This window comes from Microbulbifer sp. SH-1 (genome assembly GCF_011326135.1).
GTDB lineage: Bacteria > Pseudomonadota > Gammaproteobacteria > Pseudomonadales > Cellvibrionaceae > Microbulbifer > Microbulbifer harenosus.
Window position 1 is genome coordinate 3582031 of sequence record NZ_CP046948.1, and the last position, 15447, is coordinate 3597477.

Sequence of the window (15447 nt, forward strand, 5' to 3'; positions counted from 1 at the left end):
TCGGCGGCAATGCGAGTAGCAGAATTATTAGAAAGTAATCACAGAGCCGGGAAATTACTATGAACAATCGCGTATGGATCATTGATGACGACCGCTCCATCCGCTGGGTGCTGGAGCGCGCTTTGTCTCGTGCCGGGATCGACACCACCTGTTACGAAAACGGCGATCGCGCGCTGGACGACTTCTACAGCGAAACCCCCGACGTGGTGATCAGCGATATCCGCATGCCCGGGTCCGACGGCTTCAAATTGTTGCAGCGCTTCCAGGCGGAGCGCCCGTCGCTGCCGATCATCATCATGACCGCCCACTCGGATCTCGACAGTGCGGTGGCGGCCTACCAGGGCGGCGCCTTCGAATATCTGCCGAAACCGTTCGACGTTGACGAAGCGGTGGCGGTAACGCGCCGCGCCCTGGCCCACGCCAACGAGCAGAAGCCGGAAGAGCCCGTAGTCATTGAAAACGGTACTGGCAATAAGGAAATCATCGGCGAGGCGCCGGCGATGCAGGAGGTGTTCCGCGCGATCGGCCGCCTGTCGCACTCCAATATCACGGTGCTGATCAACGGCGAATCCGGCACCGGTAAGGAGCTGGTGGCGGCGGCGCTGCACAACCACAGTCCGCGCAAGAGCCAGCCATTTATTGCTTTGAACATGGCGGCGATTCCCCGCGACTTGATGGAATCCGAGCTGTTCGGCCACGAAAAGGGCGCCTTCACCGGCGCCAGCGCCCAGCGCGCCGGCCGCTTCGAGCAGGCCAATGGCGGCACCCTGTTTCTGGATGAGATCGGGGACATGCCCGCGGAGACTCAAACCCGTCTGCTCCGGGTACTGGCAGACGGGGAGTTTTACCGGGTGGGCGGCCACACCCCGGTAAAAGTGGATGTAAGGATCATCGCCGCGACCCACCAGCATCTCGAACGCCTTGTCGAACAGCACAAATTCCGCGAAGACCTGTTCCACCGCCTCAACGTCATCCGCATTCACATCCCGCGTCTTGCCGATCGCCGCGAAGACATTCCCCGCCTGGTGCGCCACTTCTTCAACATTGCCGCCAAAGACCTCGGGGTAGAACCGAAAATCCTGCTCAAGGAAACCGAGGAGTACCTCGCCAGTCTCGACTGGCCCGGCAACGTACGCCAGTTGGAAAATACCTGCCGCTGGATCACCGTGATGGCCTCCGGCCGCGAGGTGCATGTCGATGACCTGCCGCCGGAATTACACCAGCAGAGCGCCAGCAGCGAAGTGCCTCAGGACTGGCAGAAAGCTCTGCGCCTGTGGGCGGATCAGGCGCTCGCCACCGGCCAGCGGGAAATCCTCGGCCAGGCGGTGCCCGCGTTCGAGCGCGCTCTGATTGAAATCGCCCTCAAACACACCGCCGGCCGCAAACGCGATGCCGCGGAATTGCTCGGTTGGGGACGCAACACCCTCACCCGCAAACTCAAGGAGCTGGGGATGAGCGGCGGGGACGATTGAGCGCAAACCGCGCTCTCTTTCCCCGCGGCTGAAAATGCCCTTCCTGCGCCCGGTCCTCTGCCGGGCGCATCCCCTGGCCTCCAGCTCTGAGCTACGATCCAGCCATATTTGTGACACGCATCCCAGATTTCGCTCATTGGCGCCACTTGCCGCATCTTGCGGACGACTACCGGGACTAGGTGGTCGTTCTATTGCTGCAGGTTGCTGTTTTTGCGTATGCACGCAGAGATCAGCGGACAGAAATTTCCCGGATTGCGAAAAGAAAAACCATGCTCAAGGACCTCCCCCCGGCCCAGCGGAATTGGGCCATGCCACTGTGTACCCTGTTCTTTTTCTGTGCCCTGTTCTGGAACGGCCACGGCGGCGACCTGGGTTACTGGAGCGACTGGATGGCGGCGCTGTCGCAGGGTTACGGGCATATCCAGGCGAACTACCCGCCGATGCTGCTGCACTGGTTCTGGCTGTTGGCTCAGCTGTTTGACGCGCTGAATTTGGAATACCCACCGGCGTCGCCGATGCAGCTCAAATTTTTTGTGCTGCTGCCGGTGCTCGCCACCCAGTTGTGGCTGTGCCAGCAGGTGGAGCGGCTGCTTGTGGAGCGCGGTATCGAGCCGCTGCGCAGCCCGGTTTTCTGGAGTGTGGTGGCGAGTCCGGCACTGCTACTGGACGGCCCTGTGTGGGGGCAGGTGGATCTGCTGCCATTCCTACCCATGTGGATATCTCTGGTGTGCGCTTTTCGCGCGCGCTTCTTTGCCGCCGGCGCCGCGTTTGCGCTGGCGCTGGTGTGGAAGTTCCAGGCCATTGTAATACTGCCGGTACTGGCGGGCCTGTTCATGCACCGCTGGCGCCTCCGCACCTGGCACTACGCACCGCGGGCGCTGGCAGGATTTCTGCTGGTGGGGTTTGTGGCCTTTCTGCCGTTTATTTGGGTGGGGCGCTTTCAGGAAATGTTTCACGCGGCTTATCTCGGCAACGCAGACATTTTTCCCTTTTCTACCATGAACGCCGCAAATCTCTGGTTCCTGCTCGCCGGCAATAACACCGACATGCACTTACCTCTGATCCCGGGTGTCGGCTGGGCGACGCCCCAAAAGCTGGGACTCGGCTTGTTCCTGCTGGTGTCGGTGCTGTGCATGGCGCGGGCCTGGGTGGGCTGCCGCCGGTTTGGCGAGGTGGTGGGTCTGAGTATGGTGATGCTGCTGGGATTCTTCGCGCTTGCGCCTTCCATGCATGAGCGCTACCTGTTCCTGATGGTGCCGTTTGCCGCGCTGGGATGCGCGCGCGGCTACTTTCACGGGGTGTGGCTGCACCTGGCGAATCTGGTGGTGGCACTCAATATCGTGCTGGTGCTTCCGCTTGCCGGGCACGCGGTGTGGCAGCAGCTATCCTGGCTGGTTCTCGGGGTGGGACTTGCGGCATTGATGGTCTTTGTACTTCCCGCTGCGCGGATTGCGGCTCTGCTGCGTCCGCGCGCAGGCACCCGATATTTCACCTCTGTGTTGTGCCGGTTGCACGGCGGAGCTGTAGCGGCACTGATGGTGTTCACCTTTGCCGGTGTGGAGCTGTACCAGTTACACCGCCTCAACCACGCCGATTGGGACGAGCGCGGGCGTCTGTATCTCAGCGATTACCGTGAGCTCTCTGTTGAACAGCAGTGGGGGCGTCTGAGCCGCGACCGCGCAGTAAGCGACGAACCGTTGGATATCCATGGTCATCGCTTTGACAAGGGGCTGGGCGTACACGCCTACTCGCAGGTGGTATTCCGTATACCGGAGGGCGCGCGCTATTTTCACAGTTTTTACGGACTCAACCGTTCCGGCGAGCGCGGGCGCGTACGCTTCAGGATCCTGCTGGACGGGCGCCCGGTGTGGCAAAGCGGGATTGTGGGCTGGCAGGCGCCGGGTGAAGTGGTTCTGCCAGTGGACAATGCACAGACCCTGAGTCTCCAGGTGCACGGGGTGGGAGACATCAGCTCGGATCACGCCAACTGGGCAGAGGCGGGGTTCTGGCAGAGCGTTCCGGAGCGCGGTGCTCTGACGATGGCGCGCCGCTGAGGCGCGTTTCGCATCAGAATAAGCCAGGTTGGCACTGCATTCATTTTGTAACCGGTTACACCGTGTGGCACTATCCCTCCCGCCCTATCCGGGTAAATAAACCAATAAAAATGTAACCGGTTTCATCCCCCTATAGTGCAGTACCCAACATAGTGGTGGTTGCCTGCTGTACGGTTCTCAAATGGAGTGGAGCACTCAAATGTTGAAGCGATGCAAGTTAATCCAGTTTCTGCTTTCCCTACTGTTGACCTCAACCGCGCTGAATGCGTTCGCCGGTTTCCAGGTATCCGGCCGCGCCCTGCTGGATGGGAACGGAAATGTGTTTGTGATGCGTGGAATCAATCACGCCTATACCTGGTACACCGGTCAGAACGGCGCATTTGCCGATATCGCCGCCGCAGGAGCGAACACCGTACGTGTGGTGTTGAGCAATGGCACACAGTGGACGAGAAACAACGGTGATGAAGTGCAAAATATCATCGAACTATGCAAGGCCAATAAATTGATCTGTGTGCTGGAAGTGCACGACTCAACCGGTTATCCGGAACAGGGGTCCGCGACACATATCTCCAACGCCACCAACTACTGGCTTTCGTCCGACATACTGCCGGTGATCCAGGGGCAAGAGGACTTCGTTATCATCAATATTGCCAACGAACCCTTCGGCAATTCTGTGGCGGAAAGTACCTACGTCAATGACACGAAGGGAGCGATACAGGCACTTCGCAACGGCGGGATCACTCACACCATTATGGTGGACGCCGGCAACTGGGGGCAGGACTGGCAGTTTTTTATGCGCAATAACGCACCAGACATTTTTTCCAGTGATCCCGCGCGCAATGTGATTTTTGATGTGCATATGTACGAAGTCTTCAGCGATGCCTCGAAGGTAAGCAGCTACATGCAGGCATTTGCCAACCACAATCTGCCCCTGGTGGTGGGCGAGTTTGGTGCGACACACGGAGGCGGGAATGTCGATGAGGACTCCATCTTTTCCTATGCACAACAACTCGGCTTCGGGTATCTGGGGTGGTCCTGGTCGGGAAATGGCAGCTGTTGTACCGATCTCGATATCGCGCTGAATTTTGATCCGGACAATTTGAGTGCGTGGGGCAGCCGCCTGATCAACGGCAGCAATGGTATTCGCGAGACATCCCAGCTCGCTTCCGTATATACGGGCAGTGGCAGCTCTAGTGGCGGTTCAAGCTCGTCCGGGTCATCCAGCTCTGGCGGTGGCAGCAGCGAAAGCTGTCTCTGGAGCGACGGCAGTGTGTGGCCGATGTGTCAGACCGACACCGGGGGCTGGGGTTGGGAGAACAATGCGAGTTGTGTTTCCGCCAGTATTTGCCCGGGTGAAGACGCGGCACAAACCTGCACCTGGAGCGATGGCAGCGTGTGGCCGATGTGTGAGAGTGACAATGGCGGCTGGGGTTGGGAGAACAGCCAGAGCTGTGTGTCTGCGAGTATCTGTCCGCATTAGAGTGATAGCTGCGGTTTGACATTCAGGCTCCGGCACCGAAAAGGTGACCGGGGCCTGTTGCCTATGTAAAGCAGCGGCGAAATAGGTGCGGGCTTACAGCGCACTGTCCGCGGAAGAGTCGCGCTTGTCCAGCTCGTCCAGCGGCGATTCGTCCCGCGGCGGCAGCAGTGGTTCATCGCGGCGGATGAACTCGCGCATGAAAATTTCCCAGAACGCCATGAACAGTGCAGCCAGCAGCGGGCCTATGGCGAAACCGCTGATGCCGAACATGATGAGCCCGCCGACGGTGGAAAACAGCACGATGTAATCCGGCAGCTTGGTGTCGCGGCCTACCAGGATCGGGCGCAGGATATTGTCCACCAGGCTGATGACGAGCACCCCATAGATCATCAGCGTCGTGGCTTTGACCGCTTCACCGGTGGAGTACAGATAGAGTGCGGCGGGAAACCAGATGATGGCCGCGCCCACTGCCGGCAGCAATGACAGCACCGTCATCACCACGCCCCACAGCAGCGGTGCCGGCAGATCCAGCACCCAGAAAATCAGCCCGCCCAGGGTGCCCTGCGTCACGGCCACCACCAGATTGCCCTTGATGGTGGCGCGGGTGACCTCGGCGAATTTGGCCAGCAGCAGTTTTTCCCGCTCGTCGCCCAGTGGCAGTGCGCGGATTAGCAGTGCCACCAGCGAGTTTCCGTCGCGGATCAGGAAAAAGGTCAGGTACATCATCAGCCCGAGGCTGACAAAAAAGTTGAGGGTATTCTGGCCCAGCGCCAGGGCGTTTTTCGCAATCAGGCTGCCCGCGGTCATCAGCCCGCCCAGCAGGCGTTGCTTCAGCCCCTCGAAATCCATACCAAAGCGCTCAAGTGCGGCGTTGATGCCCGGGAAAGCGGCGCGCACCTGCTCTACCTTGGCACCGAGATTGATCTCGCCGGATTGCACCTTCTGGTACAGGCTCGCCACTTCACTGATAAACGAGCTCGCCACCAGCAGTACCGGAATCACCACGGCGATAAAGCACAGCAGCAGGGTCACCAGTGCGGTGAGATTTGGCCATGCGGGAAAGCGCTTGAGCAGGTAGCGATACAGCGGATGGAAGATCAGTGCGACCGCACAGGCCCAGAAAATGGCGGTAAAAAACGGCTTCAGCAGCAGGACAAAGGCAACCGTCACCAGCAGCAGAGTGAAAATGAATGAGCGTCTTTCCAGTTTTTCCTGCACTGCCTGCCCCCGAGGAATCTTGTTGTTTGTGTGTACTTCCTGGCGCGACGCGGGTGGCGCCGGGCGATGTGGGGCTAATGTAACCAGATAGTGGGGTGCTTACCAGCGCCGGAAACCACAGGTATCTATATGAAAGCGAATACCGCTATAGATACCGAGGCCGATGTTCCATTTGCGCCCGTGGCGCTGGTGGATCTTGCGCAACTTCGGCAGCAGTTCTGAGCGGGTGTAATCGGCCTCCGGAATCATGTCCAAACCGCAGAAATGCAGGTGCTTGCTCGACCGCGCGCCGCCCGCTTTGGCATTGTACTTGGGCGTGCGCCAGCCGGAGAGTACCACCACAGGGCCAATTTCGGGGATCACAAAATTTTTAATCACCCGCAGGGTATCCACCATGGTTTTCCAGTCGCGCTCCGGTGGGATTGCGAAGGGGGGTTCGCCGATTTCCTGCCAGTCGCTACCCTGGCGCAGCAGTTCAAACGGCGGCACCACATCCCCGACACCTTTGGTGTCGAGAAAAAATTTCAGCTTTTCAAATTTCTGCCGGTTGTTGCCCTCATCGAGAAATTTTTCAAACGACCCGACGGAAGCTGCGGAATAGCCTTTGATTTTGAAAACCAGAGGCGCGTCTGGTGCGATGGGTATCCGCTCGGGTTTGGGAACGGGGATATATTCCACCGGACGCACCGCGCGCTCCGCCAGTTCGCGCACTTTTTCCACCGTCAGTACCACGAGTACCAGGGTGCACAGGAGCACCAGTGCAGTGATCCATATCACCCGCCGGCGCTCGATGTGGATGTCGATAAACTCGTGATCCGGACTTTCTTTGATATCCATGCTGGCAACTACCGGGCTACTCGATTACCAGCGGCGAAAGCCGCAGGTGTCCACGTGAAAGCGCACGCCGCTGTAGATGCCGAGCCCCATCTGACTGTCGGGGCCGAGGCGCGCGTGCAGGTTGCGCAGTTCCTCGATCAGTTCACTGCGGCCGATATTGGAGCGGGGTACCAGATCGACACCGCAGAAGGTTCTGTGCTTGCTTTTGTGGGAGCCGCCCGCTTTGCGATTGTAGCTGTCGGTACGAAAGGCCGAGACGATATCCACGGGGCCGATGGCGGGCACCACTTCGTCGCGGAGCAGCCTCAGGGTGGCGACTATATTCGGCCAGTAGTCCCGCGGCGGGATGGCAAAGGGGGGCTCGTCAATGTCCAGCCAGTCGGATCCCTGGCGCAGCAAGCTTTCCGGTTCAATGGCATCCGCCACCCCGGCTTCTTGCAGGAAGCGCGCAAACTGGTCGAACTTGCGTCGGTTCGCACCAGTGCGCAGGAACGCGTTGAAGCTCGCGGGTGTCGCGACGCGGTAGCCCTTGAGATCCATATAGGGCTTCTCCCGCGCCTCGAACAGCAGGTAGACCCAAAGCCCGAGCAGCAGCAGTAACAGCAGTGCGGCCACGCCCACCACCACCCACCAGTTGGTCTGTTGACTGGGTGAGAGATGATCGTAGCGACGCCTGAATCTGGAGAGTGGATTGCCCGACGGCATGCCCGCTGCCTGTTTGCCCCTGTGGTTTGATCGGAAAGCCGTGACGGAACACTGGCTCTCCAAAAACTATAGCTTTCCGGCGCGGAAACTGTCGGACACAAAAAAGGCGGTCAGAGACCGCCTTTATGCTGGATCAGCGCACCATCACCCTTTGGGGCCGGCTGCTCTGATTTCGTCGTTGACTGCGAACTTGCCGATGTTGTCGGCAAACAGTGCGGCGAGTTTTTTCGCCGCCGCGTCGTAGGTTGCAGGATCGGCCCAGGCGTTGCGCGGATTCAGGTAGGACTTGTCCACGCCCGGTACTTCCAGCGGGATTTCCAGGTTCATGATGTCCAGGTGCTCGGTACCGACATTGTCGAGTGCACCGTTCTGGATCGCCGCTACCACCGCGCGGGTGACCGGAATCGGGAAGCGTTTGCCCTTGTCGCCGGAGCCGCCGGTCCAGCCGGTGTTCACCAGGTAGACTCTGGACCCGAAGCCCTCGATACGCTTCATCAGCAGGTCCGCGTATTCGCGCGGCGCGCGCGGCATGAAGGGAGCGCCGAAACAGGTGGAGAAGGTGGGATTGATGCCCGCTTCCGCACCCAGTTCGGTGGAGCCCACACGGGCGGTGTAACCGGACAGGAAGTGATAAGCGGCCGCTTCCTTGGACAGGATGGCTACCGGTGGCAGTACGCCGGTCACGTCGCAGGTGAGGAAGATCACGTTCTTCGGTTCGCCGGCGCGGTTCTCAAGTTGACGCATTTCCACGTGCTCCAGCGGGTAGGAGCAGCGGCCGTTCTCGGTCAGGCTGGTGTCGTCGTAGTCCGGCACGCCGGTGTCGTCGGTCACCACGTTCTCGACAATGGCGCCGAAGCGGATGGCATCCCAGATCACCGGTTCATTCTTCTGGCTCAGGTTGATGGTTTTGGCGTAGCAGCCGCCTTCCATATTGAATACGCCGCCCTTGGCCCAGCCGTGCTCGTCGTCGCCGATCAGGTAGCGTTCCGGGTCCGCGGACAGGGTGGTCTTGCCGGTGCCGGAGAGGCCGAAGAACAGGCACACGTCGCCGTCCTTGCCCACATTGGCCGCGCAGTGCATCGGCATCACGTCTTTTTCCGGCAGCAGGAAGTTCTGCACGGAGAACATGGCCTTTTTCATTTCGCCGGCGTAGCGCATACCCGCCAGCAGCACCTTGCGGCTGGCAAAGTTGATGATCACGCAGCCCTCGGAGTTGGTGCCGTCGCGGGACGGGTCGCACTCGAAGTTGGCCGCGTGCAGGATACGCCACTCTTCCTTGCCCTTGGGATTGTACTTTTCGGCGCGGATAAACATGTTGCGGCCGAACAGGTTGTGCCACGCGGTCTGGGTGGTCACCTTCACGGGAATATAGTGGTCCTCGTCCTGACCCACGTGCAGCTGCTGTACGAAGCTGTCGTGGCTGGCAACGTAGTCCTCGACACGGCTCCAGAGGGCGTCGAACTTGTCCGCCGGGAAGGGGCGGTTCACGCTTCCCCACTCAATGCTGTCGGCGGTGGACGGCTCCTCCACCACAAAACGGTCCGCCGGCGAGCGACCGGTGCGCGCACCGGTAACGGCTAACAGAGCACCGGTGTGCGTAAGGTGGCCTTCGCCACGCTGCAGTGCCTGCTCCACCAGTTGCGCGGCGGAAAGGTTGGAAAATACCTGCACCGTATCGACTTGCTGTGCCATTCGCTTATTACCCATGAAAGTTGTATCACTGAAATAAATAGTAGGGGGTGCCGCCAGATACCGCGACAAGCTTCCGCGCGCCGCATCTGCGGCCAGGCCTCGCGAGCGGGCGCATTATGGCAAACTTCAATTTCTGATCACAGAAAAACAGAATAAATTTTGATCAAAGACAGCGTTGTCAGGAAAATTTTTAGCGAAATTTCATCGAAATTTATGATGTAGTTTTTTTACTTCATAAATATTGGGAATATTGGTGGTTCTGTAGTTTCAACTACAGCGCGAGGAAGGCCAGCGGGAGGGTGGCCGCCGGAGCGGGATCGCATTGGCGGCAGATACAAAAAAGCGCGCCAATGGCGTAATGCGGTTCACTTAGCAAAATATCGGGCGAAGGTGGCGATGCCGGGTGCGCTCTTGTGAGACCTTCTGCGAGAGGGACCTCGCAGAAGAGCCCCCATGGATGGGTCTACGGCGTGTCTCGCAAGAGCGCACCCGGTAGCGGCACCGCCACAGAGCTGCTTAAGTGAGCACCATTACGCCAATGGCGCGCCTTCTGACTGCAGGGGTTGTGTTCGGGGTTCAATGCAGGGTGTGTGGTGGAGCGTTGAACAGTGCTTCTATCTTCTCGCGATCGAAACGATAGGTGCGGTTGCAGAACTGGCAGTCCGCGGTGATCTCCCCGCCCTGCTCCTCCAGCAGGGTGTACACATTCTCCGGCCCCATGGCGATCAGCGCGCGCGCGCTGCGCTCGGGAGAACAGCTGCACTTGAAGCGGATATTGGCGGTACCGAGGCTCGCGGGTTCCAGTTCGTGGAACAACCGCACCAGCAACTGATCGTGCGGCAGGTTGTGCAGCTCCTCTGCGGTGACAGTGGCTGCGAGGTGCACCCCAGTCTCCCAGGCATCCGCGTTCTCCGCTTCGCTGGCCGCATTATTGCCCGGCAGCACCTGCAGCATGACGCCGCCCACCGTATCCGCACTCGACTCGATCCAGAAGCGGGTCTGCAGTTGTTCGGACTGGGTGAAATAATCCTCCAGGCACTCCGCCAGGGTATCTTTTTCCAGCGGCACAATGCCCTGATAGCGCTCGCCCTCCTGCGGGTCCACGGTAATCACAAGCGCGCCGCGATTGCCCACTAGCTCGCGCAGGGTTGCACCTTCTGGTATTTCCGCACCTTCCGCTACCCGCGCCAGACCGCGCACATCACTGTGGTGTGTGCACTCCGCCACCAGCAGGGGCACGTCGCCTTCGCCGCGGGCCTGCAGCATCAAAATGCCTTCGAACTTGAGTGTGGTGGAAAGCAGGCAGGCGGCGGCGAGAAACTCGCCCAGCAGGCGCTGCACCGGCGCAGGCAGCTGGTTGTGCTCAAGCACTTCGCGGTAGGCTTTGGTTAGTGTGACCAATTGGCCGCGAATATCGTGCCTGGAGAAAATGAAGCGTTCCAACTGGTCCGACATGACTGAGTGCCTCACGAAAATCTGGGGGTGGCGATTCTAGCAGCCTGCCGGAACCAGGTCTGCTCTGCCGCGGAAACGTCCAGCCGCCCGCCGGGGCCTGCCGCGCGCGAAAACGACGGTCTTCTATGATAGCGACGATTGCAGTGGCGGGTTGACCGCTCAGCCGCAATAGCGGCGGATCTCGGCTTCCAGCTTCTGGGCCTCCTGCTGCCGCTGGCGTTCGCTGATGGTGGACTCCTGGCCGTTTTCGTCGACGAAATACACCCGCCCCTGAAGTATCTGCAGTTGCCGGCGCGCGCGCTGGCAGGCGATCTGCTGCTGTTGCAGGCTGCGCGACTGTTGCGACTCCTTGCGCGCGGCGTACTCGCGCTCAATCTCCCGGGAGCGCGAAGTGTCTGGAAAATCCTGGCGTCGGGTAGGCTCGGCGCCGTTCACCGGTTTTAATTTTCCGTCCAGCGGCTCCGCCTTCGCTGCCGCCGGCGGTCGGTCGCCAAAGTGGACCTTGCCGTCCGCATCCACCCAGCGATAGAGCTGCTGTGCGTCGGCGTGGATGGTCAGCACACTACAGGCGATCAACAGCAGTGCTCGTATCATTTCCCCTCCCTGGATAATGTCTGCTTACTGAACCTGGCCGAGCGCTTCTGCGGTCTCGCGTTCGGCGAGGGTTCCAAACAGCCCTTGCGAGTGGCGCTCGGGAATCTGGTAAGTCTGCAGGATCAGCGGCTGCTGCTCGCGCGACGCCGCGGTGTCCAGCACCATGCGATAGCCGGAGCTGTCTCTCAGTTCCACAAACTCTCCTTCGCTGGATTCCATCAACTGCGCGAACTGCAGGAAATCGCGGATCTGCTCGCCGTTGACGCTCTCAATGATCCAGTTTTTCCAGTCGTGGTAACCCAGGTTCACCGGCGCCGGCAGCACCTTCAGGGCCACCACCAGTTCCTGTTGCTCCGGGTTCGACCACTGGTTGCGGGCGTAGAGGTACTCAATCGGCGCCTTGGAGTGCCAGTTGTTGCCCCAGCGTTTGATCAGGTTCATGTTCAGCGGCACAAACACCACGCCGCCGTAGATGTAATAGCGCGGACGCTGGTCGAACTTCTCCCCCTGCACCAGCGAGCGCGAGGGCGGGGTGGCGGCGAGGGTGATTTTCGCGTTGTGAATCTTGCCGTCGCGGGAAAAGCGCACCGGCAACTCGTCACCCACGTGGTGGTGATCCACGGCGTAGTGGTAGTTGGTGCGCTGATTTTCGCGCCACTCTATGGTGCGGTCGGCGGCGATGTCGAAGCCATCCACCTGCAGTAGTACGTCTCCCGCCTTGAGTACCTGTGCCGCCGGCGCATCCTCAAACACCCGCACCACCAGCGCGCCCTCCTGATCTTCCGCCAGGCCCGCGGCAGCCTTCATCGAGGGGCTTTCAAGGCTCTGGGTCACAGCGCCTAGCTCGGGGAAACCCTGGTGCACGCCGTCTTCGGCATCTTCCAGCACATGTTCGACCACGCTAGGTGGCACGAAATAGCCGAGATTCTCGGCGCCGTTGCTGTTGTTGGTCTGCATCGCAACACCGACGATCTTGCCGTTGGAGATCACCGGACCGCCGCTGTTGCCGGGGTTGATGGCGGCGTCGATCTGGCCGGCCATAAGGTAGCTTTCAGCGTGGGCGTAGTACTGGTGCTCGACCCGCGAGAGTACGCCGCGGGTGATGGACAGGGACTTGCCGCCGATGGGATAGCCGTAAACGGTGACCTCTTCCTGCAGTTCGGGCAGTGTGCCGAAGGCGAGTGGGCGGGTGTCGTCGAAGAAGGTTTCGTCGTCGACGCTGAGCAGGGCGAGGTCGGCGTCGTGGGAGACGAATTTGACCCGCGCGCGGAATTTCTGCGCGTCGCCGTGACGCTGCACCTGGATGAAGCTGCCGTCGGCGATGACGTGGGCGTTGGTGAGGATCTGTTTGCCTTTGATGACGGCGCCGGAGCCTGACAGTTGCTGGGCGTTGAGCAGGGCCCAGGGGTTGAAGTAGTCGGGGGCGGCGGCGGTGGTGTAGATCTTGATGATCGAGCGCTTGAGCTGCTCGTGCTCGCGACTGTCGGCGTGGGCGAGCTGGGTGAAACAGAGTATCAGCAGGCAGAACTTCAGCAGGTGTTTCATTGCGGCTTCTTGCTTATTCGTTAGGTTTCGGGAGTTTAGCACTTCGGTTCGGAGTCTCGTGGTTTGGTGCTCTGTTTGAGGTGCTGTGGCGGTCGGGTGCTGGGTGGAGCTTTTCAGGACCGGGCTAGGCGCCCCCCTTCAACCCATCCCTGGGCGCTGCGGCGCAAACATCCTGTTTGCGACGCTCCTGAAAAGCTCCACCCAGCACCCGGCCTTCAATTCTGAGTTTTATGCTTCGTAAGCGCTGACAGCTAATTCTGTGATTCGCGGATAAATCTGTGGATTTGCCTGCGCTGTTTTTTGTTGGGACGTTCACTCTGGATTGTTGCGTTGTTTGTCTTGCGTTCGGCTGCAAACTGTTCGCGCTTCGAAATACTTTCTTCCGTCTCCCGATACAGCGTTTGAGCAACGTCGGCACCGCGGCGCTGATCAGAAAGCGCAATGACCTCCACAACTTTCTCATCCCAACCCTGGCGAATGGTGAGAGTAATTCCCAGCGAAATTTCCTTGCTGGCTTTAATGCGCTGGCCATCCGCGTGAATTTTCCCGCCCTCAATCGCCTGCTTGGCGAGACTGCGAGTCTTGAAAAATCGCGCGGCCCAGAGCCACTTATCAATACGAACTTTATCCATCAACTAAATTTCAAAAAATAAAAATAGCTACGAATTTACAAAAACTACGAAGCCTGAATCGTTATGCGAAGGTCGGGTGCCGGGCAAGGGTTTTCAGGAGCGTCGCAAACAGGATGTTTGCGCCGCAGCGCCCAGGGATGGGTTCACAGCGGTCCTGAAAACCCTTGCCCGGTGCCCGGCCGCTACTGCAGGTACGACCGGAGCTCCAAAAAAACCTCAGAGAACCCCCAAAATCTCATCGAAGTCGTGAATCGCGGGGAATTCAGAAATCTCTCGAGCTGGGTGCTTGCTATCCGGCTGGCGGATACACAGCAGATGCGCAATCCCGTAATCCCGCGCCGCACCGAGCACATGCAGGTTGTCATCCACAAACAGTGTGCGCTCCGGATCGAACGGCTGGCGTTCCTGCAGGGAGTGCCAGAACAGTACACTTTCCTTCGCATGGCCCAGGTCATGGGAAGAAATAATCTCATCCAGCCACTGATCGATCCCGGTCACCTCAAGCTTGTGCGACAGCCCATCCGGGTGCGCATTGGTCACCAGCAGCGCGCGCTTGTTCATCTGCCGCAGGCTGCGCAGGAAATTGTCCGTGTGCGGGCGCAGTGCGATGCGGTCCTCAATTTCCCGGTACATCGCCGCAATATCCATCTTCAGCGCATCGGACCAGTAGCGCAGACAGTACCAATCCAGAGTACCGCGCAACGCATCGGTCATGCGGATCACCAGCTCTCGCGCCTCCGGCACTGAAATATCGTTCGCCTCCGCATAGCGCAGCGGCAGATGCTCCATCCAGAAATGATTGTCGTAGTGCAGATCCAGCAGCGTGCCGTCCATATCCAACAGCACCGTATCGATCCGGCTCCAATCCAGCATGACTACCTCGTCAAATAGCCCATGGGCCCGGGCTGTACAAAAAAACGTCGTTCATTATCCACCAAGCCCGCGACGTCGACAAATCAGGCCCGCCGCGCCGTCAAATCCGCGCGGATCAGCCCCACTACCAGCAGCGCCTGTGCAACGTAATAGGTCAGCATGATCCAGGTGCCCGCCAGCGGCACCGGGTTCACGAAACGGTTGATGGCGATCAGCGCATCGGAGGCCATAAACGTCAGCGCGCCGGCAAACAGCAGGGACGAGCCGCTGCGATGGGCGGCGGCACTTAGGGTCATCGCGCTAATCGCAAGTATGTACAGCCCCACCGGCAGCGCCAGCGCGCCCGCAGCGGGCAACACCTGGCGGCCCAGCAGCACAACCGCCACCAGCACCGCGAAAGCGCGCCCCGCCAGGCACAAGCTCAACGTGCCATTGCGGGCAAAGGTCACGGTATAGGTCAGTTGCGCCAATAGGAAAGCGCCGAGCCCGAAGATGAAATGGTTGGCGAAGGGAATGGCCAGCAGCACATCGCCGATAGCAGAGAAACCGAGTGCCAGCAGGGCCAGGGTGCGGGTGGTGCCAACCAGTCTTTGCGCCGCAAGCCAGAACAGGACGCCGATGGGCACGATCTTGAGCGCCGCCATCCACAGCGCCTCGGTGCCGGTGGCGTCCAGCAGCGTATACAGCGCCGCCGCCAGCAGGAACAGCAGGCTGGCCCCGACTGGAAGTGCGGATGGCGAGGTTCCACCGTGTTGGTCTGAGGTCATCGCTGCGTCGTTCATGACATCTCCTGATTTTTATCTTTCTGCCGGTTTTTATCTTTGTCGCGGGGGAGTATTCTTGCGCGAGTATTCGCGAAAGCGGGCGGCGGAGCAAATGGGCCGCAACCC

At 59.9% G+C, this 15447-nt stretch carries 13 protein-coding genes; 3 read left to right on the forward strand and 10 right to left on the reverse strand.

All coding sequences use genetic code 11. From position 1 onward, the window contains the following. The first annotated feature begins 53 nt into the window (after positions 1 to 53). The 3 genes from ntrC (at position 54) to GNX18_RS14760 (ending at position 5006) form a co-directional block, all read left to right on the forward strand. Positions 54 to 1472, forward strand: coding sequence for a nitrogen regulation protein NR(I) (gene ntrC, locus GNX18_RS14750; RefSeq protein WP_138234276.1), 1419 nt, complete (start codon positions 54 to 56; stop codon positions 1470 to 1472). 269 nt (positions 1473 to 1741) lie between these two features. Beyond that, entirely contained in the window at positions 1742 to 3526 is a 1785-nt protein-coding gene (locus tag GNX18_RS14755; protein ID WP_166219012.1) for an NPCBM/NEW2 domain-containing protein, read from the forward strand. 199 nt (positions 3527 to 3725) lie between these two features. After that, entirely contained in the window at positions 3726 to 5006 is a 1281-nt protein-coding gene (locus GNX18_RS14760; protein WP_166219014.1) for a cellulase family glycosylhydrolase, read from the forward strand. 93 nt (positions 5007 to 5099) lie between these two features. Here GNX18_RS14760 and GNX18_RS14765 read toward each other — a convergent pair whose 3' ends face one another. The 10 genes from GNX18_RS14765 to GNX18_RS14810 form a co-directional block, all read right to left on the reverse strand. Beyond that, entirely contained in the window at positions 5100 to 6224 is a 1125-nt protein-coding gene (locus GNX18_RS14765; RefSeq protein ID WP_138234279.1) for an AI-2E family transporter, read from the reverse strand. 99 nt (positions 6225 to 6323) lie between these two features. Further along, entirely contained in the window at positions 6324 to 7061 is a 738-nt protein-coding gene (locus GNX18_RS14770) for a D-Ala-D-Ala carboxypeptidase family metallohydrolase (RefSeq protein WP_166219016.1), read from the reverse strand. 24 nt (positions 7062 to 7085) lie between these two features. Beyond that, positions 7086 to 7766 (reverse strand): D-Ala-D-Ala carboxypeptidase family metallohydrolase, encoded by a 681-nt coding sequence (locus GNX18_RS14775; protein WP_138234281.1) that lies wholly within the window; start codon positions 7764 to 7766, stop codon positions 7086 to 7088. 144 nt (positions 7767 to 7910) lie between these two features. Continuing rightward, positions 7911 to 9458, reverse strand: a complete 1548-nt coding sequence (locus tag GNX18_RS14780) for a phosphoenolpyruvate carboxykinase (protein WP_166219018.1) — start codon at positions 9456 to 9458, stop codon at positions 7911 to 7913. 576 nt (positions 9459 to 10034) lie between these two features. Next, positions 10035 to 10913, reverse strand: a complete 879-nt coding sequence (gene hslO / locus GNX18_RS14785; RefSeq protein ID WP_138234283.1) for an Hsp33 family molecular chaperone HslO — start codon at positions 10911 to 10913, stop codon at positions 10035 to 10037. A gap of 159 nt (positions 10914 to 11072) precedes the next feature. Continuing rightward, positions 11073 to 11507 (reverse strand): DUF4124 domain-containing protein, encoded by a 435-nt coding sequence (locus GNX18_RS14790; protein ID WP_166219020.1) that lies wholly within the window; start codon positions 11505 to 11507, stop codon positions 11073 to 11075. Positions 11508 to 11531: 24 nt separating this feature from the next. Beyond that, positions 11532 to 13052, reverse strand: a complete 1521-nt coding sequence (locus GNX18_RS14795) for a serine protease (RefSeq protein ID WP_166219022.1) — start codon at positions 13050 to 13052, stop codon at positions 11532 to 11534. Between the two features lie 251 nt (positions 13053 to 13303). Then, positions 13304 to 13684 carry an RNA-binding S4 domain-containing protein gene (locus GNX18_RS14800; protein ID WP_166220672.1) on the reverse strand — a complete coding sequence of 127 codons (381 nt, stop codon included), beginning with the start codon at positions 13682 to 13684 and terminating at the stop codon, positions 13304 to 13306. A 216-nt stretch (positions 13685 to 13900) separates the two neighbouring features. Further along, the gene (gene yrfG, locus GNX18_RS14805; RefSeq protein WP_138234287.1) at positions 13901 to 14557 is read right to left on the reverse strand and encodes a GMP/IMP nucleotidase; all 657 of its coding nucleotides are present in this window, start codon (positions 14555 to 14557) and stop codon (positions 13901 to 13903) included. Positions 14558 to 14640: 83 nt separating this feature from the next. After that, a complete protein-coding gene (locus GNX18_RS14810) occupies positions 14641 to 15339 on the reverse strand; it encodes a lysoplasmalogenase (RefSeq protein WP_240914027.1) in 699 nt (232 codons plus the stop codon). Positions 15340 to 15447 lie beyond the last annotated feature (108 nt).